Annotated in this window: 19 protein-coding genes; 6 read left to right on the top strand and 13 right to left on the bottom strand. The window is 63.6% G+C overall.

All coding sequences use genetic code 11. The features are described 5' to 3' along the window. Positions 1–26: 26 nt before the first annotated feature. Positions 27–998, bottom strand: a complete 972-nt coding sequence (locus B5V03_RS34690) for a TRAP transporter substrate-binding protein (protein WP_129274853.1) — start codon at positions 996–998, stop codon at positions 27–29. A 590-nt stretch (positions 999–1588) separates the two neighbouring features. Between B5V03_RS34690 and B5V03_RS34680 the strand changes: the two genes are divergently transcribed. Further along, positions 1589–2371, top strand: coding sequence for a cyclase family protein (locus B5V03_RS34680; protein ID WP_129274852.1), 783 nt, complete (start codon positions 1589–1591; stop codon positions 2369–2371). A gap of 4 nt (positions 2372–2375) precedes the next feature. On the opposite strand, the gene B5V03_RS34675 is transcribed toward B5V03_RS34680, so the two are convergent. The 7 genes from B5V03_RS34675 to B5V03_RS34645 all read right to left on the bottom strand — a co-directional run bounded on the left by B5V03_RS34675 (position 2376) and on the right by B5V03_RS34645 (position 11073). After that, positions 2376–3104 (bottom strand): Crp/Fnr family transcriptional regulator, encoded by a 729-nt coding sequence (locus B5V03_RS34675; RefSeq protein WP_129274851.1) that lies wholly within the window; start codon positions 3102–3104, stop codon positions 2376–2378. A gap of 308 nt (positions 3105–3412) precedes the next feature. Continuing rightward, a complete protein-coding gene (locus tag B5V03_RS34670) occupies positions 3413–4126 on the bottom strand; it encodes a helix-turn-helix domain-containing protein (protein WP_129274850.1) in 714 nt (237 codons plus the stop codon). 128 nt (positions 4127–4254) lie between these two features. Further along, positions 4255–5358, bottom strand: a complete 1104-nt coding sequence (locus tag B5V03_RS34665) for an ABC-type transport auxiliary lipoprotein family protein (RefSeq protein WP_129274849.1) — start codon at positions 5356–5358, stop codon at positions 4255–4257. Positions 5359–5361: 3 nt separating this feature from the next. Further along, the gene (locus tag B5V03_RS34660; RefSeq protein WP_164988478.1) at positions 5362–6129 is read right to left on the bottom strand and encodes an ABC transporter ATP-binding protein; all 768 of its coding nucleotides are present in this window, start codon (positions 6127–6129) and stop codon (positions 5362–5364) included. 2 nt (positions 6130–6131) lie between these two features. Beyond that, complete coding sequence (locus tag B5V03_RS34655) at positions 6132–7268, bottom strand: ABC transporter permease (RefSeq protein ID WP_129274847.1); 1137 nt, start codon at positions 7266–7268, stop codon at positions 6132–6134. A gap of 208 nt (positions 7269–7476) precedes the next feature. Beyond that, on the bottom strand, positions 7477–10170 hold the full coding sequence (locus B5V03_RS34650) for a bifunctional acetate--CoA ligase family protein/GNAT family N-acetyltransferase (protein ID WP_129274846.1): 2694 nt from the start codon (positions 10168–10170) through the stop codon (positions 7477–7479). 69 nt (positions 10171–10239) lie between these two features. Further along, entirely contained in the window at positions 10240–11073 is an 834-nt protein-coding gene (locus B5V03_RS34645; RefSeq protein ID WP_129274845.1) for a universal stress protein, read from the bottom strand. Between the two features lie 194 nt (positions 11074–11267). On the opposite strand from B5V03_RS34645, the gene B5V03_RS34640 reads away from it, so the two are divergent. The 3 genes from B5V03_RS34640 to B5V03_RS34630 all read left to right on the top strand — a co-directional run bounded on the left by B5V03_RS34640 (position 11268) and on the right by B5V03_RS34630 (position 14627). Beyond that, the gene (locus B5V03_RS34640; RefSeq protein ID WP_129274844.1) at positions 11268–12800 is read left to right on the top strand and encodes an AAA family ATPase; all 1533 of its coding nucleotides are present in this window, start codon (positions 11268–11270) and stop codon (positions 12798–12800) included. Between the two features lie 25 nt (positions 12801–12825). Further along, the gene (locus tag B5V03_RS34635) at positions 12826–13800 is read left to right on the top strand and encodes a CHAD domain-containing protein (RefSeq protein WP_129274843.1); all 975 of its coding nucleotides are present in this window, start codon (positions 12826–12828) and stop codon (positions 13798–13800) included. Between the two features lie 98 nt (positions 13801–13898). Further along, on the top strand, positions 13899–14627 hold the full coding sequence (locus B5V03_RS34630; RefSeq protein WP_129274842.1) for a CBS domain-containing protein: 729 nt from the start codon (positions 13899–13901) through the stop codon (positions 14625–14627). Positions 14628–14651: 24 nt separating this feature from the next. On the opposite strand, the gene B5V03_RS34625 is transcribed toward B5V03_RS34630, so the two are convergent. The 3 genes from B5V03_RS34625 to B5V03_RS34615 all read right to left on the bottom strand — a co-directional run bounded on the left by B5V03_RS34625 (position 14652) and on the right by B5V03_RS34615 (position 17483). After that, positions 14652–15110, bottom strand: a complete 459-nt coding sequence (locus tag B5V03_RS34625; RefSeq protein ID WP_129274841.1) for a RidA family protein — start codon at positions 15108–15110, stop codon at positions 14652–14654. Between the two features lie 19 nt (positions 15111–15129). Beyond that, positions 15130–16821: a benzoate-CoA ligase family protein gene (locus tag B5V03_RS34620; protein WP_129274840.1), complete on the bottom strand. Its 1692-nt coding sequence runs from the start codon at positions 16819–16821 to the stop codon at positions 15130–15132. A 143-nt stretch (positions 16822–16964) separates the two neighbouring features. Next, a complete protein-coding gene (locus tag B5V03_RS34615; RefSeq protein WP_164988489.1) occupies positions 16965–17483 on the bottom strand; it encodes a MarR family winged helix-turn-helix transcriptional regulator in 519 nt (172 codons plus the stop codon). A gap of 251 nt (positions 17484–17734) precedes the next feature. On the opposite strand from B5V03_RS34615, the gene B5V03_RS34610 reads away from it, so the two are divergent. Both B5V03_RS34610 and B5V03_RS34605 read left to right on the top strand, forming a co-directional pair. Then, positions 17735–18910 carry an ABC transporter substrate-binding protein gene (locus B5V03_RS34610; RefSeq protein ID WP_129274839.1) on the top strand — a complete coding sequence of 392 codons (1176 nt, stop codon included), beginning with the start codon at positions 17735–17737 and terminating at the stop codon, positions 18908–18910. Between the two features lie 30 nt (positions 18911–18940). Beyond that, a complete protein-coding gene (locus B5V03_RS34605; RefSeq protein ID WP_129274838.1) occupies positions 18941–19396 on the top strand; it encodes a cupin domain-containing protein in 456 nt (151 codons plus the stop codon). A 6-nt stretch (positions 19397–19402) separates the two neighbouring features. Here B5V03_RS34605 and B5V03_RS34600 read toward each other — a convergent pair whose 3' ends face one another. Both B5V03_RS34600 and B5V03_RS34595 read right to left on the bottom strand, forming a co-directional pair. Next, complete coding sequence (locus B5V03_RS34600) at positions 19403–20653, bottom strand: flavin-dependent oxidoreductase (protein WP_129274837.1); 1251 nt, start codon at positions 20651–20653, stop codon at positions 19403–19405. 142 nt (positions 20654–20795) lie between these two features. Next, positions 20796–21632, bottom strand: a complete 837-nt coding sequence (locus B5V03_RS34595) for an enoyl-CoA hydratase family protein (RefSeq protein ID WP_129274836.1) — start codon at positions 21630–21632, stop codon at positions 20796–20798. Positions 21633–21647 lie beyond the last annotated feature (15 nt).

Genomic DNA, 21647 nt, shown 5'->3' with positions numbered 1-21647 from the left:
GCGACGCCGGACCCGACGCTATGGCCTTACTTCGTGTCCTGGATACGCTTGACGAGGCCCTTCAGCTTCTCGTCACCGGCGAACTTGTCGTACACCGGCTTCATCGCGTCGACGAATTCCTGCTTGTTGGCGATCGTCACGACCTGGACGCCGGCGGCTTCGACGGTCTTGCGGGAGGCCTGCTCGCGCTCGTCCCAGAGCTTGCGCATGACGGGCACCGATTCCTTGGCCGCCTTGCGGACCATCGCCTGGTCCTCCTTGCTCAACGTATCCCAGACCGTCTTGGACATCACGAGAACTTCGGGCGCCAGCGAGTGCTCGGTGACATTGTAGAACTTGGCGGCCTCGAAATGGCGCGAGGACTCGTAGGACGGCCAGTTGTTCTCGGCAGCGTCCACCAGGCCGGTCTTGAGCGCGGTGTAGACCTCGCCATAGGGCATCGGCGTCGGGTTGGCTCCAAGGCTCTGGATCATGCCGACCCACAAATCGGATTGCTGGACGCGGATCTTCAGGCCCTTGAGGTCGGCGAGCGACTTGACCGGTGCCTTGACGGTGTAAATGGACCGGGCGCCGCTGTCGTAATAGGCAAGGCCGACCAGGCCTGCGGGCGCCATGGCCGCGAGGATCTCATCGCCAATCGGCCCGTCAAGCACATTGCGCATGTGCTGCGTGTCCCGGAAAACGAAGGGCAGGCACAACGCGATGGTTTCCGGCACGAAATTGTTCAGCGGCGATGCGTTGATCCGCATCATGTCGAGTGCGCCGATCTTGAGCTGCTCGATGGTGTCCTTCTCGGAGCCCAGCGCGCCGTTGGGAAACACCTTCACGCCGAGCTTGCCGCCGCTCGCCGTCGCGAGCTGCTTGCCCATGAACTTGACGGCCTCGACGGTCGGATAATCGGCGGGGTGAATGTCGGCGGAGCGGAAGTCGCGTGCGGTCGCGAAAGGTGCTGAGACCGCCAGCGCAGCGGCAGCGATGATACCGATCAGTGTCTTCATCTGGGCTTTCCTCCTGAGTTGATTATGTCGTCGTTGGGCAGGTGCTGCCGGTCGCCTTGGGTCGCTCCACTTCAGGTGCGAAGTCAAGCGTCACAACCGCACCACCTTGGTAGGATTGCGCGGCCGAGTCGAGTGGATTTGGCTGATTGATGACAGCGCGCAGGTCGGCGCCGTGCTTGGCCGGCAAGTGCCGGTCCCTTGCAATCCCGCCCCGCCGTCGGCCAATGCCGGACGCGAGGTAATGATGCTCGTCGTATCCATGGTCGTTCCTCTGGTTTTGTGCTCGACCGCTATTGGTTGCGGCTTGGAGGTTCGGGCGAGATCGGTCGCCCCGTTCCTGAGCGATACGCGCTGCATCAGCGTGATTTCGCCAATGTCGTCCCTAGGGCGGGCGGCATTCTGAGTCCAAGCCAATTCCGGCATCGATCAATGCTGGAGTTGCATCGATCGATCACGCGGTGGTCCGAGAAGGCAACCGCCAGATAGTGCCGTTTTTCCGAAGGCATCCACACCGGTGCGTTACTTGACGCCGCATCTGGAGCCGCCTCAAGATGCGCCAAAACAGAATGCATCATCCCGAGGGAATGCCCATGCCGCGGAAGCTGATCGATATTTCCGTGCCGCTCAGAAACGACGTGACGGCCGATCCGCCGGGCAATCACCCGACGATCCACTATATCGATCACCAGCAGGGCCTGCCGCGCATGTTGCGGTTTTTCGACGGTCTCAAGGCGCAGGATTTGCCGGACGGCCAGGGCTGGGCTGTCGAGCAGGTCTCGCTGTCGACCCACAACGGTACGCATCTCGATGCGCCCTGGCACTTCCATCCGACCATGAATCGCGGCGAGCGCTCATGGACGATCGACGAGGTGCCGCTGGAATGGTGTTATCAGCCCGGCGTTAAGCTCGACTTCCGGAACCTACCGGATGGCTACGTGGTGACGGCCGACGATGTCGAGACGGAGCTGAAGCGCATCGGGCACACGCTGTCGCCGCTGGAGATTGTCGTCGTCAACACCAGCGCGGGCGCCAAATTCGGTCAGGCCGATTACGTCAATTCCGGCTGCGGCATGGGCTATGAGGCCACCATGTACCTGCTCGAACGCGGCGTGCGGCTGACCGGCACCGACGGCTGGAGCTGGGACGCGCCGTTCGTCTACACCGCAAAGAAATATGCAGAAACAAAAGATGCCGGCCTGATCTGGGAGGGCCACAAGGCGGGACGGCACATCGGCTATTGCCATCTCGAGAAATTACACAATCTCGACAAGCTGCCTTCGACCGGGTTCACGGTGTCATGCTTCCCGGTGAAGATCGAACGCGCCTCCGCAGGCTGGACCCGCGCGGTCGCCATCATCGACGACCGGCGATAAGGCCTCACTCGCCGTCGAGGCCGCTCTCGGCGAGCTCGCGCAGCGCATCGGTGTCGAGCACCACGATGGCGCCGTGCTCGAGACGAACCCAACTGCGTCCGGCCCAGGCGCGCAATTGCTTGTTGATGCTTTCGCGCGTCATCCCCACCATCTCGCTGATCTCTTGCTGCGTGATGGCGAGCGTGCCGCTGCCGGAGTCGAGCTTGCGCTCCTCAGTGAGACCGAGCAGCGCGCTTGCGAGCCGGCCCGGCAGATTTTGCAGGATCACCTGCTCGACCTGCTGGCTGGTCCAGCGCAGGCGCGCACAAAGCAGTTCGATGAATTTCATCGCCAATGCCGGCTGACTCTTCACGAACGGAAGGAAGTCGCGGCGGTCGATGATGTAGAGCTCGCAATTGGTGTTGGCGGTCGCGTCGGCCGAGCGTGGCGCGCCGTCGAGGACGGCGATCTCGCCAAAGATTTCTCCGGGACCGATCAGATTGAGAATGGCATTCCTCCCGTCAGGCGACGAAGAGGATATCTTCACTGTTCCCGTGATCACCGCGAACAGATTATTGCCGGGATCGCCCTTGGCGGCGATCGTCGCACCGCGCTTCACCGTGGTGTGCTTGGCATAGCGGCACAGCTGGTCGAGAGCCTCCGGCTCCAGATCCGCGAAGATCGGATGCTTGCGCAGGACCGATAATTTGTTGCCCGCCGCTTGTCGGGGGTCGCCGGTCTTGTCCTGAGGCACGCCGCTGGACTCCTAAGACTGCGAGGCACTGGAACTCTTGCGTAGTCAGTACTAGCAGGCTTTTCAACCGGAAAGCATGCGCGCTGTTTTAAGCAAATGCGGCGAAAATGCCGCCGTCAGGCTGGAAGCCGGCATCCGAAGGATGCGCCGATGCCTCCCGGTCGATGCAGAGTTGCAGCTATCGCACGCCCCATTGCGTCGAGGCGCTGTCAGACGGCCACGAACCCGTCGGGGAAGGCCCCGCCGAGGATGCAGCAAAATGCGACGCGATCTCTCAAAAAATTGGGCAGTGGCGGCAAGATCGGGCGTCAGGCCGCGGCAAGGGCCTCGACGCGTGCGGGGTCGAGCAGGCTGATGCCGCCGTGGATGATCTCAATCGCCCCGTGGCGCTCCAGCTTGGTGAAGGTACGGCTGACGGTCTCGATAGTCAGGCCGAGATAATCGGCGATGTCCCGGCGGCTCATCGGCAGCGGAACCCTGTCGGACGGCTCCTTGAGCGAGACCAGCCGCTCGCGCCAGCCGAGCAGAAAGGCCGCGACCTTCTCATCGGCCGAGCGGCGGCCGAGCAGAACCATATGGTCGCGCGCCTGGCTCAACTCGCGAATCGCCAGCTCGTTGATCCGCCGCAGCAGATGCGGCCGGTCCTCGATGAAACGGCCAAAGGGTGCTTTCGCAAACTGGCAGACGGTGACACCACCGATCGCATCGGCCGAAAAATTGTGGCGGCCGGAAATATTCATCCCCAGGAAATCGCCAGGCAAGGCAAGGCCCACGATCTGCCGCCGACCGTCGGGCAGCAGCTTGTAGAGCCGCATGACGCCCTTGAGGAGATTGTAGAACGAGGTCGTGATGTCCTCTTCGGAGAACACGGTCTTGCCCCCGTCGAAATGGACGCGGCGCCCGAGATGCTCGAATTGCCTGAGTTCGGACGGGTCCAGCGACGAACACACCGCGAACTCGCGGACCGCACAATCGCTACAGAAATGCCCATACGGCTCGATCGTGACCATGGAAGGCTTCATCCACCGCTCCAAGCGTCGGCTGTCCCCGCATCAGGCCGGGTCGACCGCGCGGGCTGCATTTTACTGCACTGCGCCAGAGCCGATTGACCCAGATCAATTTTGGCGGACATGGCCGCCCTGTTCTGTTGCTAGACCGCCTGCACCGTCCAACCGATCAGGTCCTTGGCGAGGCGGGCAAAGGCCGCATCGAACGCCGCGACCGCGGCGGCCGGCTCGACCTTGTCGAGCTTCTCGCTGGTGTCGACGAGGCGCGAGGCGACCACCTTCCCGGTCTTGTCGACGATCCGCGCCGACAGTCCGATTTCGACCCGCGCCACGCCCTCCGCCGCAATCCGGAAGCGCCTGATGTCGATCAGCAGCTGGTAGTCCGCCTGCCCGAGGTCGCTCGTACGCAACGGTGCATGGGCGATGTCGTAGTTCTCGAAACTGTCGATCAGCCGCGCCTGCACCAGCTTTGGAATACTGTCGGCCCAGAGGAAATCGGCAAAGCCCGAATTGTCCCCAACCGGCGAGAACAGCATGCGCTGGGTCTGGAGCATCGCGACCGCGGTCGGCTCGGGAATGGCCAGCGACGCGGAAAGCGTCTTGCCGGCCGGCCCGAGATTCTGCGGCGTGCGCAGATCATAGGTGACCTTCTGCGCAGGCGTCCCGCCGCCGGTCATCTTCTCGAGGCCCGCCAGAATGCCGTCGATCTTCCCGGTATTGCGCGCCAGCCCGTCGGAGAACGTCTTGAGATTCGCCATGGTGTCCTTCAGCGGCCCGGAATTGTCCTCCAGCACGGTGTCGACCCGCCGCAGCGCATCGCGCGCGGCCTGCGTCATGCTTTGGCCGGCGCCGGCCTCGGCGATCAGCGTCAAGGGCTCGCCGGATCTGGCGACGATCATGCCGCCCTCCAGCGTCACCACAGGCACGCCGGTCAGCCCCTGGAAGTCGAACCCGACCTTGGTGTCGGTGCGCACCGGCGTCGTCGCGGCAACCGAGATCATCGCATTGACGATGCGCGGATTGTCGGGCGCAAGGCCAAGCTGCGTCACCTCGCCGACGCGGATGCCGTTGAACAGCACGCCGGCGCCGACCAGCAGGCCCGGCACCGGCCCCTGGAATTGCACGTGGTAGTTCGTGCGCGGCCCGATGCCGCCGGTGTTGTTCAGCCAATAGACGAAGCCGAACACCGCGATAATCGCGGCCAGCACGAAGCTGCCGATCAGCACGTAGGGAGCGCGGGTTTCCATGTCTCATCTCATCTCGTGTTGAAGCATCTGCGAGCGCTTGCCGTGGAAATAGGCGCGCACCCAGGGATGCTCGGATTGCAGCAATTCGCGCATCGGTCCGATCGCCACGATCTTGCCGTCGGCGAGCGCGGCGACGCGGTCGCAGACGGTGGTGAGGCTCGCAAGATCATGGGTAACCATGAACACGGTCAGGCCGAGGGTCTTTTGCAAGGTGCCGATCAGCGCGTCGAAATCGCCGGCGGCGATCGGATCAAGGCCGGAGGTCGGCTCGTCCAGGAACAGGATCGGCGGGTCCAGCGCGAGCGCGCGTGCCAGCGCGACGCGCTTGGTCATGCCGCCCGAGAGCTCTGACGGATATTTGTCGGCGTCCTGCGCCCGCAGCCCGACCATCTCGAGCTTGGCAATCGCGATCTCGTCCATCAATTCCTGCGACAGCACCAGATTTTCGCGCAGCGGAAACTGGACGTTCTGCCGGACCGTCAGCGAGGAGAACAGCGCACCCTGCTGGAACAGGATGCCCCATGTCGTGGCCGCGCCTTCCTTGCGGCCGCCGATCGGCTGTCCCATGACTTCTATGGTCCCGCCCCGGCGCGGGATGAGGCCGATGATGGTCCGCATCAGCACCGACTTGCCGCCACCCGACGCACCGACCAGCCCAAGGATCTCGCTCCGGCGGACGTCAAGCGACAGACGGTCGAGCACGGTCTGGCGGCCGAAGCCGACCACGAGGTCGCGGACGCGGATTGCGAACTCTTCCTGCGATTCACCCATCGTCACATTCCGATCGAGGCAAAGAAGATCGCGAACAGGCCGTCGAGCACAATCACCAGGAAGATCGACTTCACCACTGACGTCGTGGTCTGGCGGCCGAGCGACTCGGCACTGCCCTTCACACGCAAGCCCTCGCTGCAGGCGACGATCCCGATCACCAGCGCCATGAACGGCGCCTTCAGAAGGCCCACCTCGAAATGGGCGACGGAAATGGCCTCATGCAACCGCGCAATGTAGATCGCCGGCGCCATGCCGCCATAGAACTGCGCGACCAGGCCGCCGCCATAGAGCGCAGCAATCGATCCGATGAAGGCCAGGATCGGCAGCGCGATGACGAGCGCCGCGACGCGTGGCACGATCAGGACGTGGACGGGGTCGAGCCCCATGGTCGAGAGCGCGTCGATCTCCTCACGCATCTTCATCGAGCCAAGCTCTGCGGTGTAGGCACTCCCCGAACGCCCGGCCACCATGATGGCGACGATCAGCACACCGAGCTCTCGCAGCACCAGGATTCCGACCATGTCGACGGTGTAGGACTCCGCGCCGAACCTGCGGAAATGGAAGAATCCCTGCTGGGCGATGATCGCGCCGATCAGGAAGGTGATCAGCGCGACGATGGGAATGGCCTGCCATCCGATGCGATAGAGCTGGTAGATCAGCGACGTCAGCCGCAACGATCGCGGCCGGCGCAGCACGCCGATCACGGCCATGAACAGTGCGCCCAGCATCTGCAGGAAGATCGTGATGTCTTCGCGCGCGCCGACCGTGGATCTACCGAGATCGCCGAGCCTGAGCAGAACCGGATTTTGAGCCGCCGCGGGCGCCGGCGTATGGCGGTTGACCTGACGCACCTCGTCCATCAGGCCGCTGAAATGGTCGGCGACACCGACTAATTCCGCCGATCTGCCTGACGACGCCGCCCGGCGCGACAATTTCTCCAGGACCCAGGCGCCGAGCGTGTCCAGCGCGCTGACGCCCGACATGTCCAGCGTCACGGCGCTGGATCGATCGACGTCCGCCCCGACCGAACGGGACAGCGTTTCGAGCATCGTCACATTCGCTGCGGTCCAGGGCCCTTCCGGGCGCAATTTCAGCACATCGCCGGAGGGCGTTGCCAGCAACAGCGGTTGGGAATTCACGCTTCCACCTCATCGGGACAATTGGTCCCCATTCAGCCGGGATTTCTAAGCCAGCATGTGGCGGCCGGCTTGACCTGTCTCAAGGCTGGGATCGCGCACCGCTCCTTGACGCGAATCAAGCGCGGCTGCGCCAGCGAGCCTTGGAAGCTTAAGGAGAACGACCAAGGAAGCGGCAGTTTCGCTCGAGGCACACCCGTAATCGCTGCACTCAGAGCTTCAGCCGGACGTCGCAGATATCAGGTTCGGTCGGATCCGGCTTGACCTCGAAGCCGAGCTGCCGGCACATCTCGAGCATGACGGTGTTCTCCTTGAGCACGTCGCCCGATATGGCCTTCAGCCCCTCCGACCTCGCATAGTCGATCATCAGCTGCATCAGGGCCCATCCAAGGCCCCTGCCCTTGAGGTCAGACCGCAGCAGGATCGCGTATTCGCCGCTCTCGTAGACCGAGTCGGAATGGAGCCGGACCACGCCGACCATCTCGCCGGAGGCCTCGTCGAATGCGATGAAGGCCATCGCGCGGGCATAGTCGAGCTGGGTCAAGCGCGCGATGAACTCGTGGGTAAATTCCTTCATCGGCGCAAAGAAACGCAGACGGAGGTCATGCGCCGTGACGTGACGCAGGAATTCGTGGATGGTCGGCTCGTCCTCGGGGCGCAGGGGCCGCACGAAGATGCGCCAGTCGTCCTTGAGCTTGAGGTGCCGCTCCCATTGCGACGGATAGGCGCGAACGGCGAAATTGGCCGGACCGGAGCCTGCGAATTTCCGCTGCGGCGGCCCGATTGCGACACGGGCATCGACCGCCGTCACGCAGGTTTCGTCCGCGAGCAACGGGTTGATATCGAATTCGCGGATCTCCGGGAGGTCGGCCGCCATCTGAGCGAGCTTGACCAGCACCATTGCGACGGCGTCCTGCTTCACCGCGGGCACGTCGCGATAAGCCTTCAGCAGCCGTGACACGCGCGTGCGGTCGATCAGGTCACGGGCAAGTTGCAAATCGAGCGGCGGCAGCGCCAGCGCCTTGTCGTTGATGATCTCGACCGCGGTCCCGCCACGGCCGAACACGACCACGGCGCCGAAGGTGGGATCGTCGGCAATGCCCAAAATCAGCTCGCGCGCCTTCGCCTTGACGACCATCGCCTGCACGATGACGCCCTCGATGCGGGCTTCGGGGCGCAGCTTCCTCGCCCGGGCGAGAATGTCCGTGGCAGCCGCCCGCACGGCGTCCGGCGTCGTCAGGTTGAGAACGACACCGCCGACGTCAGACTTATGAGTGATGTCGCGCGACATGATTTTCAGCACGACGGTGGCGCTCTGCGCGAACATTTCGTTGGCATAGGTGACCGCCTGCTCGACATCGGCTGCCGCATGGGTCGACACCATCGCGATGTCATAGGCTTCGAGCAGATGCTTGATCTCGACCGGTTCGAGCCATTTGCGGCCATCGGCGATGGCAGCGGCGACGATCTGCCTGGCAGCCCGGGCGTCGGGCACGAACGTATCGGGCATTGCAGGAGGAACCTGGCTCAGCTCCTCGACCACTTCGCGGTGCCGGACCAGGTGCATGAATCCGCGCACTGCATCGTCTTCGGTCGGGTAGTTCGGAATCCTCGCGTCGGAGAGCGTCTGGATGATCGTCTGATCGGCTCCGACCCAGGCCGCCAGCACGGGCTTCGCCCAACTGCGATGCTGCTCGCGATATTTTCCGACGAGCTCCGTCACGGCTATTGCGATGTCGGCAGCAGAGGCGATCGCGGTCTGCACGTTGAGGACGAGAACTGCATCATTATCTGGGTCGGCGAGCAGCACCTCCAGCGCCGCCGCATAGCGCGACGCATCGGCATCGCCGACGATGTCGACCGGATTTGCGCCGGACCAGGTCGGCGGCAACACGTCATCGAGCTTTTTGCGCGCATCTGCCGAGATGGACGCCGGAATTCCGCCAAGCTCGACCAATCGATCAACGGCAAGAACGCCGATACCGCCGCCATTGGTCAGGATGGCGAGGCGCTTTCCGGTCGGCGATCCGACGCGGCCGAGCGTCTCGGCGCAGTCGAACAGCTCGCGCAGATCGGAGACCCGCAGGACACCCGCGCGGCGGAACGCCGCGTCATAGACGGCGTCAGCGCCCGCAAGCGCGCCGGTATGGGTCGCGGCCGCCTTCGCGCCCTGTGCCATGCGGCCGGACTTTACCACGACGACCGGCTTGACGCGCGCAGCAGCGCGTGCCGCGGACAGGAATTTGCGCGCGTCCTTGATGGCCTCGATGTAGAGCAGGATCGCGCGGGTCTTGTGATCCATCGCGAAATAATCGAGCAGGTCGGCAATATCGACATCGATCTGATCGCCGATCGAGACAATGCCGGAGAAGCCGACGCCACGCTGCGCAGCCCAATCCACCATGCCGGCGGCGATCGCGCCGGATTGCGAAATCAGGGCGAGATTTCCCGCGGCCGGCATGTGCGCGGCAAAGCTGGCATTGAGGCTGACGCCGGGCATCATGATGCCCAGGCAGTTCGGCCCGATCAGCCGCATGCCGTATTTGCGGGCCGCGGCGATTGCGGCTTCGTGCACGGATCCCGGTCCATGACCGAGCCCCGCTGAGACAATCAGCGCTCCCGCCGAGCCGCGTCGCCCGGCTTGGTCGATGATGTCGGGAACCTCACGTGCCGGCGCGGTGACGACCACGAGTTCGGGCACGAAGTCCAGCCTGTCCAGGCTCTTCACCGAAGCGACGCCGCCGATCTCGGCATGCCGCGGATTGACCAGGCCAAACCGCCCCTTGAATCCGGCGCTCCGAATGTTCTCCAGAACGGCGCGTCCCACCGAGACTGGACGGGCACTCGCCCCGACCAGCGCGACCGACTGCGGCGACAGCAGATTCTTCAGGCGATAGGTGGACATGACAGCAAATGCGCCCGGTCGGTAGTGGTTCCGGTGGTGGGAAGATCAGGCCGATGATTTATGACGAGCCTAGTGCGAGATCATAACCCAGCAGGGTGGCTCGCCAATGACGGTCTTTGTCACACCGCCCCAGACGATCTCGTTTAGACGCGAATGATGGTAGGCGCCCATCACGATCGCATCGATGGTATTGGAATTGGCCCAGCTTCCGAGCACCTTGCCGATCGAGCTGCCGCTGCCCTTCGCCGTTTCGAACGAGGCGTAGACGCCGTGTTCCCTCAGATGGCTGACGAGGGCCGTTCCGGATTGCTCGATCGCGTCGGTCTTGTCGTCGGCCACGGTCACCACGCGGACTGATGCAGCAGCCTGAAGGATCGGCATCGCGTCGCCAATTGCCCGTGCCGCACGCGCGGAGTGATCCCAGGCAATCATGATGTTCTCGAATTCCGGGCGCAGCTCATCCACATGCTGTTCCGGACAGAGCAGCAGCGGTCGCCCGGATTCGAACAGGATCGTCTCGACGATATGCTCGGTGCGGCTGTCATGCGGCCTCACGGGGACCAGCGTGAGATCGCTGAAACGCGCATGCTCGGCCAGGATCGACGCGATCTGATCCGCCGGCACCTTGGCCGAACGGCTCTGACTGCGGAGGTCGGCGCGAGAGGCAGCGCCGGTGAATGCATTCAGGAGAAGCTGCATATCCCCCACCGCGGCGTCGGCCGCAACGGAATCCGCGTCATCGGGAAGCATCACTTTCGGACGCGCGAAAACCTCGTCCTCGAGTGCAAGCGCCGTGATCCTGGCACCGAGGTCGGCGGCGACCGCCACGCATTTCTCGATTGCAGCAAGGGCCGGCCCGCGGGCCTGGCCGACAAGCGGCAGAAAGACGTCCTTGATGGGCATCGGGATTCTCCTCTGCGACCAGAATAGGCCGGCTTTCGCCGGGATGTTTGATCCTCATCAAGCCCCGGGGGGAGAACTCCGCCAGCGAGAGGCGGGCATTGACCGAAGTCAAGGACTGGCGGCCACTGCATTCTAAGGATTAACGTGGTTGGCGGCCGCATCGCCTTCCGACGCATTGGGACCTACCAGCAGGGATGACAGACGATTCCGCGACCCAGGACCGGATCTTTGCGGCGCTCACCGATCCCGTCGGCCATCCGACCGTGAAGCGGATCGATACGCATGCGGCCTCGGTCTTTCTCGACGGGCCACGCGCGTTGAAGATCAAACGGGCCGTGCGGTTTCCGTTCCTCGATTATTCGACATTAGCGAAGCGGAAGGCGGCCTGCGAGGAGGAGATCAGGATCAACCGGCCGCTGGCGCCGCAGATCTATCACCGCGTCGTCGCGATCACCGAAGAACCGGACGGATCGATAGCGGTGGATGGCCGCGGCCGGCCGATCGAATATGCGGTCGACATGTCGCGCTTCGATGAAAAACGGACGCTGGACCATCTGGCGAAAACCGGCCCGCTGGATGCGAACCTTGCCTCGGCTGCCGCCGACGCCATCGCGGACTCGCATGCGGCTGCGCCCCGTGTTGACGGCAAGGCGTGGGCTTCCTCCATCCCCGGCCTCATCGACGGAAACAGGAACGGTCTGCAGAAGGGCAACCATATCGACGCCGAAGAGATCGAGCAGCTCACCGAAGCCTCGCACGCAATGTTCTTGCGCCTGCGGCCACGGCTCGAAGAGCGCGGCCGTCAAGGGTTTGTGCGCCGCTGCCACGGCGACCTGCATCTTGCGAACATCGTGTCGATCGGCGACCAGCCAATCCTGTTCGATGCCGTCGAATTCGATCCGGGAATCGCGACCGTCGACGTGCTCTACGACCTCGCTTTCATGCTGATGGACTTGGTGCACCACGATCAACCCGTCGCCGCCAATATCGTCCTGAACCAATATCTCGGCGCGACGCCGCCCGAAAATCTCGACGCGCTCTCCGCATTGCCGCTGTTCATGTCCATTCGCGCGGCGATCCGCGCCCAGGTGACGCTGGCACGCCTGGCCCGGCCCGACGCCGACCGAACCAGGATTGTTCGTGAGGCACGCAATTATTTCGATCTCGCCCAGGCTCTGATCCATCCTCCCGCGCCGCGCCTGATTGCGGTCGGCGGACTATCGGGGACCGGCAAGTCCGTCCTCGCCCGCGGGCTGGCGCCTGACGTCGGACCGCAACCAGGAGCTGTCGTGCTACGCAGCGACGTCATTCGCAAGCAGCTGTTTCGCGTGGCACACACCGACCGGTTGCCACCGTCCACGTACCGGCCTGAGGTCACGACACGTGTCTACGAGGTGCTGTTGCAACGCGCCCGACAGGTGCTGGCGCAGGGCCATTCCGCAATCGTCGACGCCGTCTCTGCACGCGAGTCCGAACGCGACGAACTCGCCGCCCTGGCTAGTGAATGCAATGTGCCGCTGCGTGGACTATTCCTGATTGCGGACCTCGCAACGCGCCAAGCGCGAATCGGAAGCCGCCGAGGAGACGCATCCGACGCCACACAAGAGGTTGCTGCGCAGCAGGAGCACTATAATATCGGCCACATCGGGTGGGCGAGCATCGATGCATCCGGGACACAAGAGCAGACGCTCCGGAGCTGCCGGGACGCGATCTCCGAAGGCAAATAAGGCAATCTGATTGACGCGGGCAAGGATGTCGCGACCCACCACGAGTTCGACGACGACCGCGCGCGCCAAGCCGCCGACGCGGCGCAATGCCCTGCCGGGCCGCCTCAGCCCCGGCATGGCCTGCGATACGGCGTTCCGGATCATTGCCCGGCGCCACCTCGATGCCGTCCTCGCCCAGCACGACGGCACATGCCGTGGCGACCCGGAGGCGCTGCACCAGATCCGGATCGCACTGACACATTTGCGCACCGCCATCCGCTTCTTCTCGCCCGTGGTCGATGACGGGTTACGGCCGGCGGTCTGGACCGAGCTGAAATGGCTGAACAGCCAGCTCGGCATGGTGCGCGACCTCGACGTGGCGATCGACCGGGTCATCGCCGAGAGCGGCGGCGAGCTCGACGTGATCGCCGAGCTCCAGCACTGGGACGAGAAGCGCGCCGAGAGCCACCGCCTGCTGGCGCGCGCGCTGCAATCGGCGCGCTATCGCCGCCTGGTCGAGCAGACCTCGGCCTGGATCGAGAGCGGCCCCTGGTCGACAAGGCGCAGCAAGGAGGCCATCAGGCTGCGCCGCTGCGCGCTCGCCGACCATGCAACGGCCCAGCTCGCCGAATGGGAAACGACACTGCTCAAGAAGGCGCGAAAACTCCGCAAGCTCGACGTCGAGAAGCGGCACAAGCTGCGGCTTCTCAACAAGCGGATGACCTATTCGGTCGAGTCGCTGGAGGACCTGTTCGCCGACGAATCCTTGACCAAGCAGAAGTCGATCCTCAAGCAATTGCGCAAAGCGCAAAAGTCGCTCGGCCAGTTGAACGACGATGCGCGCGGACAGACGCTGGCGGCGTCATTGAACGAAGCCGTCCCCGAGGCCGGCATTCGCTTCCTCGACCGCAAGCGGGAAAACAAGCTGCTGCGAAAAGCCTCGAAAGCTTACCGGAAACTGGACAAGGCCAAGCCATTCCGCTCCTCCGACCTCGCGCCGACTGCGGAGCCCGAGGACTAGGTGCACGCAAGCATTTGCTTGACTTGCGTCAAATCCAGCCCCTGCCGCTGCTCTAAGCTTCGCGCATCGCGAATCTTAATGAACTTGCGGAGTTCTCCATGCGCGCCCACCAGATCATGACCCCGTCGGTCATCTCGGTCGCCCCCGACACCAGCATCGTCGAGGCGGCGAACATCATGCTGAAGCGGCACATTAGCGGTCTCACGGTGGTTGACGACACCGGCAAGCTGGTCGGCGTCGTTTCGGAAGGAGATTTCATCCGACGCAGCGAAATCGGCACCGGGCGCAAGCGGGGACGCTGGTTGCGGTTCATCCTCGGTCCGGGCGAGTCCGCCAGCGACTTCGTCCACGAGCACGGCCGCAAGGTCGCGGAGGTGATGACCGCTTCGCCGGTCACCATCACCGAGGATACCGCGCTCGCGGAGATCGTCGATCTCATGGAACGGAACAACGTGAAGCGCCTGCCGGTGGTGCGCGGCGACAAGGTTGTCGGGATCGTCTCCCGCGCCAATTTGCTACAGGCGGTGGCGGGCCTCGCCCGCGAGGTGCCGGATCCGACGGCCGACGACGATCACATTCGCAGCCGCATCATCGACACCATGGAGAAGAACGATTGGTGCCCATTCGGACTGAACGTGATTGTCCGCAACGGTATCGTTCATCTCAGCGGCGTTATCACCGAAGAACGCGCACGGCGGGCCGCGGTCGTCGCGGCCGAGAACGTCGAAGGCGTCAAGAAGGTGCACGACCATCTCTGCTGGGTCGACACCATGTCGGGCGTTTATCTGAACTCGCCCGAGGACGATGACCTCGCCAAAGCGAGCTAAGACGGGCCACAGGTCAAATATGGCTCAGCGGGGAATGACGGCAGTGGCTTCAATCTCGACGCGCGCCGCCTTCTCGACGAGACGGACGACCTGAACGAGCGCCATCGCCGGATAATGCGCACCGAAGATGGCACGGTAGACCTTGCCGAGTTCTCTCAGGTTCGCCAGATACTCGTCCATGTCGACAACGTACCAGGTCAGGCGCACAAGGTGCTCGGGACGTGCACCGGCTTCGGCGAGGATTTCAGCGATGTTGCTCAGGGTCTGGTGGACCTGCGCGACAAAACCGTCCGCGAGACGCTCTGCGGCATCCCAACCGATCACACCGCCGGTGACGACGATGCGCCCCTCCGCGGCCATACCGTTGGCATAGCCTTTCGGTATCGGCCAGCCAGACGGCTGCAGCACCTTCACCGTCGAGCGCGTGTCGTCATCGGCTGCGGTCGGCAGCACCGCAAGCTGCGGGCCTTTCGGCGTCGTCACGGACAATTCTCTATCCTTCTCATTCTGCGGCGGCGCCCGATGAGGTCGCGGCGGCTTGCGCCATCTGCCGCAGGGCAAAGCGCTTCAATTTGCCGGTCTCGGTTTTCGGGAGTTGCGTCACGAACTCGATCGCGCGCGGATATTTGTACGGCGCGATCTCGCGTTTGACATGGTCCTGCAACTCGGCGGCCAGCTGAGCATCGGGCGTCACGCCGGGCGCGGCAATGACGTAGGCCTTCACGATCATTCCGCGCGCCTCATCGGGTGCGCCGACCACACCGCACTCGACCACTGACGGATGTGTCAGCAACGCCGCCTCGACGTCGGTGCCTGCGATATTGTAGCCGGCCGACACGATCATGTCGTCGGAGCGCGACTGGTACCAGAAATAGCCGTCGGCATCCATCAGATAGGTATCGCCGGTGATGTTCCAGCCATCCTGGACGTATTTGCGCTGCCGATCGTCGGCGAGATAGCGGCAACCGGTCGGTCCTCGCACGGCAAGGCGTCCCATCGTGCCCGGCGGCACATCGTCGCCGGCATCATCGACGATCTTCGCCTCATAGCCAGGCACCGGCTTGCCCGTCGCGCCCGGACGAATCTCGTCCTCGGTCGCGCTGATGAAGATGTGCAGCAACTCGGTCGAGCCTATGCCGTCCATCAGCTTGATGCCCGTCGCCTTGAGCCAGGCGTCGAACGTCGGCTTCGGCAGCGTCTCGCCAGCGGAGATGCACTTCCGTAGTGAGGAAATGTCGCGCCCCGGAAGCTTGCCGATCATGGCGCGGTATGCGGTCGGCGCCGTGAAACAGACTGTGATCTTGTATTGCTCGATCGCCGTGAGGATGTCGTCCGGCGTCGTCTTCTCCAGCACCACGAAGGAGGCGCCGATATGCATCGGAAACAGCACGCCGCCGAAGCCGAAGGTGAAGGCGAGCGGCGCCGAGCCAACGAAGCGATCCTTCTGCTCTGCGCGCAAGATGTTGCGCGCGTAGCCGTCGCACACCGCCAGCATGTCGCGATGGAAATGCATGGTGCCCTTGGGATCGCCGGTCGTGCCAGACGTGAAGGCGATCAGGCAGATGTCGTCGGAGGCGGTATCGACGGCTTTGAACTCGGGGCTCGCGTCGGCGATCAGCGCCTCGAGCGAGTCAGCAGCGCCATTGCCCCAATAGACCACGTGCTTGAGACCAGGCGCTGCGGTTTTCGCCTTCTCCATTTCGTCAGAGAGTTTGCCGTCGCAGAGCGCCAGCGTGATCTCCGCCTTCTGGATCGGGTAGGACAGCTCCTTAGCGCGCAGCAGCGGCATCGTCGCCACGCAGATGCCGCCGGCCTTGATCACTGCGAGATAGGTTGCGACCATCATGGGACTGTTGGCCGATCGCAGCAGCACACGTCCGCCGGTCACGAGGCCCAGCTTGCCTACAAGGACGTTGGCGATGCGGTTCACGAGTGCTCGCAGCTCGCGGTAGCTATAGCTGACGGCAGGACTGATGACGCAGGGCGCATCGCCATGGCCCTCTTCGACCCAGCGATCGAGGAAATAGCTGACGCAGTTCAATCGCTGCGGATAGTGCAGCTCCGGCAGCGTGAAACGAAACTCCGGCCAGAGCTCGCGCGGCGGCAGATGCTGCCGCGCAAATGTATCGACATGGGCCGTTGCAGCATTGCCGTCATACGAGCCCGACACGTGAACCTTGGCGGCGTTGGCCATCGCAAGCTCCTTTGCGCATGGAAAGCACCCGGCAGCACTAACTGGGAAACATTTTAGGCTTAAAACAATTTGGTGCAATAGCGGATTTTGGGCATCCCATGCTTTTTCCTGCGGCAAAGAGGGATTGGCGACCAGTCCGACTGCTAGGAGCGGCGACGCGCGGCTGATTTCTGCGCCGACGCCTTGGTCTTGGCGAGGAGGCGCATCAACTCGCGCACGTCCTTCGGCGTCAGATCCGCGAAGAGATCGGCGATCCAGGTCTCGTGCTCCGCAGCCATCCTGCGGAACTCGGCGCGACCGAGTTTTGTGAGGCGGATCACCTGGACCCGGCGGTCCGTCTCCGAGGTGCGCCGGTCGAGATGGCCGGATTCCACCAGTCGCTCGACGAGGCCCGTGACGTTGCCATTGGACACCATCATGCGCTTGGAGACGTCGGACAACGTCATGCCGTCAGGCGCCTTGTCGAGCTGCGCCATCAGATCGAAACGAGGCAGGGTGACGTCGAAGCGCTGCCGCAGCCGGCCGCGCACTTCGCCCTCGACCAGGGTCGTACAAGTGAGCAGGCGCAACCACAGCCGAAGCTCTTCGGCATGGTCTTCCGGCGTTTCGACGGCCTTGGTCTCGGAATCGAGCATTTCGGTGCAGTCACTCACGGCCGGCATTGGCGTCGGCACGGATTCCCCAACGTTTTGAGCTTCAAATAAATCTGCGCCGGCCGCAAGCCTAAAGCTGCAACAATCGACCGCACGCCAGTTTCTTTAAGCTTCAAGCAATTGGCGCGACGCTTGCATGCATACTGCCGGCGATGACGCGATGCGCCCCGCCTTGCTTGCCGCGGCGGCCATCATCGGCATAAGCTCGGATTAGAGTACTCGGCTTGCGACGCAAGCCCTGATGTCACGGGGGACAGATCATGAAGACGCAATTGACCTTGGCCGCGGCCGCCTTGCTGCTCGGCACCGCGATGAGCCCTGCCCTCGCCCAGGAGAAGATCAAGCTAGGCGTGATCGTGACCCTGTCGGGCCCCGCCGCCGCGCTTGGCCAGCAAGTTCGCGACGGCTTTGCGCTCGGGGTAAAGGATCTCGGCGGCAAGATGGGCGGTCGCGAGGTCGAAGTCGTCGTTGTCGACGACGAGTTGAAGCCCGATGCGGCAGTGACCAAGGTCAAGGGCCTTCTGGAGCGCGACAAGGTCGATTTCGTGGTCGGACCGATCTTCTCCAACATCCTCCAGGCGATCCATCGGCCCGTCACGGAATCCAAAACCTTCCTGATCAGCCCCAATGCCGGCCCGTCGACTTTTGCCGGCAAGGACTGCAACCCGTTCTTCTATGTGACGTCATATCAGAACGACCAGGTCCACGAGATCCTCGGCAAGGTCGCGCAGGATCGCGGCTACAAGCGCATGTACCTGATGGTGCCGAACTATCAGGCCGGCAAGGATTCGGTGGCGGGCTTCAAGCTCGACTACAAGGGCGAGATCGTCGAGGAATCCTACATGCCGCTCAACACGCTGGACTTCCAGCCGGAGCTGTCCAAGATTTCCTCGCAGAAGCCCGATGCTCTCTTCACGTTCATGCCGGGCGGCCTCGGCGTCAATCTCGTCAAGCAATACAAGCAAGCCGGCCTCGCCGACAGCATCCCGGTGCTCTCGGCTTTCACGGTGGATGAATCGACCCTGCCGGCGCAGCAGGACGCGGCGGTCGGGATGTTCGGCGGCGCGAACTGGGCACCCAACCTCGACAATCCCCAGAACAAGAAGTTCGTCGCCGCCTATGAGGCCGCCTATAACGGCGTGCCCGGCACTTACGCCTTCCAGGCCTATGACGCCGCGATGCTGATCGACAGCGCGATCAAAGGCGTGAAGGGCGACCTCTCGAACAAGGATGCTGTTGGGGCCGCGCTGAAGAAGGCCGACTTCACCTCGTTGCGCGGCGCCTTCAAGTTCAACACCAACGGCTATCCGATCCAGGACTTTTACCTGACCAAGGTCGCCAAGCGCCCGGACGGCAAGTTCCAGACCGAGGTCGTCCAGAAGGTTTTCGAGAATTACGGCGACCGCTATGCCAAGGATTGCAAGGCGGCGAACTAAGACTGCGCGTCGCGTCAAGGGAGGACTGCAATGAAGAGCGAAATCACCGGCATCACCCGGGCCAACGAGGGGATCCAGGGCATTTCCTGGAACATCCTCGGTCAGACCTATGTGCCCAAGAGCAATACCGAGCACAGCTTCTCCTGGCACGCGACATTGCCGCCGGGTACGTTCGTGCCACCCCACATCCATCCCGACCAGGATGAGTATCTCTACATGCTGGAGGGCAAGCTCGACTTCATGCTCGGCAATTCGGAGTCGCAGGCGAGCGCGGGTGATTTGATCCGGCTCGGCATGGGCGTGCCGCATGGCATCTTCAACAAGTCCGAGCAAACAGCGAAGGTGCTGTTCTGGGTCTCGCCGACCAAAAAACTTTTCGACTTGTTCTGGGGCCTTCACAACATGAAGGAGCAGAAGCCGGAGGACGTGGTGGCGATGGCCGCCGAGTTCAACATCCACTTCCTACCGCCGCCTCCCGGCGGCTAGCGGCGCTTAGGCGCGTACCGCAGCGAGCCCAGGCACCGCAGCAAAGCCGGCCTTGGTGGCATAGCCGCGCACGATTGCCTCGCGCTGGGAATAGCTCAGGACGTTGTCGACATTATCGAAGCCATCGGGAGCGAGCTGCTCGACGGCGTCGATGACGCCCTCGGGGCCGCCGCGCCGGTTGGACCGGACGATGTCCGCGGTCATCGGCAGGCGCTTCTTCTCGTATTCAAGCAACGCCTGGCGCGGATGCTCGGCGCGCACCAGCGCGTCGGCAAGGCAGCGCGCATCGAGGATCGCCTGCGAGGCGCCATTGGAGCCGACCGGATACATGGGATGCGCGGCATCGCCGAGCAGCGTAACGCGCCCGGACGACCAATAGGGCAAGGGATCGCGATCGCAGGTCGGATATTCGTAGAATTCGGGCGTTGCCGAGATCAGGCTCTTCACGTCGATATAGGGCACCGAGAAGCGCGCCACATGCGGCATCAGCTCCTCGCGCCGGCCCGGCCGCGACCAGTCTTCTTTCCGTGGCGGCGGCGCATTGCCCTCGCCGACCTTGACCAGCACCGCCCAGTTGGTCAGACGGCTCGCCGGGCTCGATCCTTCCGCGATCGGATAGATCACGACCTTGGCATTGAGACCGCCTGCGACGATCATCGACTTGCCGGTGAGGAACACCGGCCAGTCGCGCGCACCGCGCCACAGCATCAAGCCGTTCCAGCACGGTGGTCCTTCGTTCGGGAAAAGCGTGTCGCGCACGCGCGAATGGATACCGTCGGCACCAATCAGGATGTCGCCGCGCACGGTATGGATGTGCGCACCCGCACGATCGAAGAAGTAGGCGGTGACCCCGCCTTCGTCCTGCGTGAAGGCACCAAGGCGGCAACCGGTGTGGATTGCGTCCGCCCCGAGCCGCTCCTCGACGGCACGATGGATGACGCCCTGGAGGCGGCCGCGGTGGATCGAGAATTGCGGCACGTCGTGACCGGCATCGATGCCGCGGGCTTCGCGCCAGACCTCCTGGCCGTGACGATTGAGGTAGTAGAGTTGATCGGTGCGGATCGCGACGTCATCGAGGTTCTGGAGCAGGCCGAGACCGGCGAGCTCGCGCATCGCGTGCGGCAGCGTGTTGATGCCGACGCCGAGCTCGCGGATGGTATCTGACTGTTCGAAGATCTCGCATCCAATGCCCCGCGCACGCAGCATCAATGCCGTGGTGAGACCTCCGATACCGCCACCGACGATAATCGCCTTCATCGCCCTCAACTCCACTCAAAACACACCAGGCAATGGGTTAACGTCGCATGGCCGGTCGCTCCACCGCAAGCGGCTTTGTCGCCTCCGCCCGGCCCTCGGCCCGGGTCTTGGGCTTAGCCTTAATTGCGCGCAAAGCCGGGGCTCAATCGCCCCGGAAGACCGGCTTGACCTTGTTGGCGAAGGCCTCGAAGGCACGCTCGAAATCCGCCGTGGTCATGCAGAGGGCTTGAGCAACCGCCTCCGCTTCAATGGCTTCCTCGATCGACATTGCCCATTCCATCGCCAGCATCCGCTTGGTCATGGTGTTCGCGAAGTTCGGCCCTTCCGCGATCTGCTTTGCCAGCAATTGCGCCTGGGGTAGCACCTGCTCCGGCGTCACAATGCGGCTGAAGAAGCCCCACCGCTCGCCCTCCTCCGCGGTCATAAAACGGCCGGTGTAGAGTAGCTCGGAGGCGCGGGACTGCCCGATGATCCGCGGCAGGATCGCGCAGGCGCCCATGTCGCAGCCGGCAAGTCCCACCTTGTTGAACAGGAATGCGACCTTGGCTCCGCTCGCGGCAAGGCGCATGTCCGACGCCATGGCGATGATCGCGCCGGCACCGGCGCAGATGCCCTCGACCGCAGCGACGATCGGCTGCGGGCACGCCCGCATCGCCTTGACGAGGTCGCCGGTCATCCGGGTGAAGGCGGTCAGCCCCTTGGTGTCCATCTTCACGAGCGGGCCGATGATCTCGAACACGTCGCCGCCGGACGAGAAATTACCTCCGGCGCCGGTGACCACAATGGACTTGACGGCATCATCGAACGCGCAGGCACGGAAGAAATCGGTGAGCTCCCGGTAGCTCTCGAAGGTCAACGGATTCTTCCGCTCGGGACGGTTGAGCGTCACGCTCGCAACACCGTCGACCACGGCCAGCAGGAAGTGTTGCGGCGAATAATCCACAAGCGGCACCGTGACGGGATTTGCTGGTCTGCTCATGCGATGTCCTTTTCC

It is taken from the genome of Bradyrhizobium betae, assembly GCF_004123905.1.
Taxonomy (GTDB): Bacteria; Pseudomonadota; Alphaproteobacteria; order Rhizobiales; family Xanthobacteraceae; genus Bradyrhizobium; species Bradyrhizobium betae_A.
The sequence above is the reverse complement of the archived record's forward strand: the minus strand, read 5'-3'. Positions and strand labels throughout refer to the sequence as shown.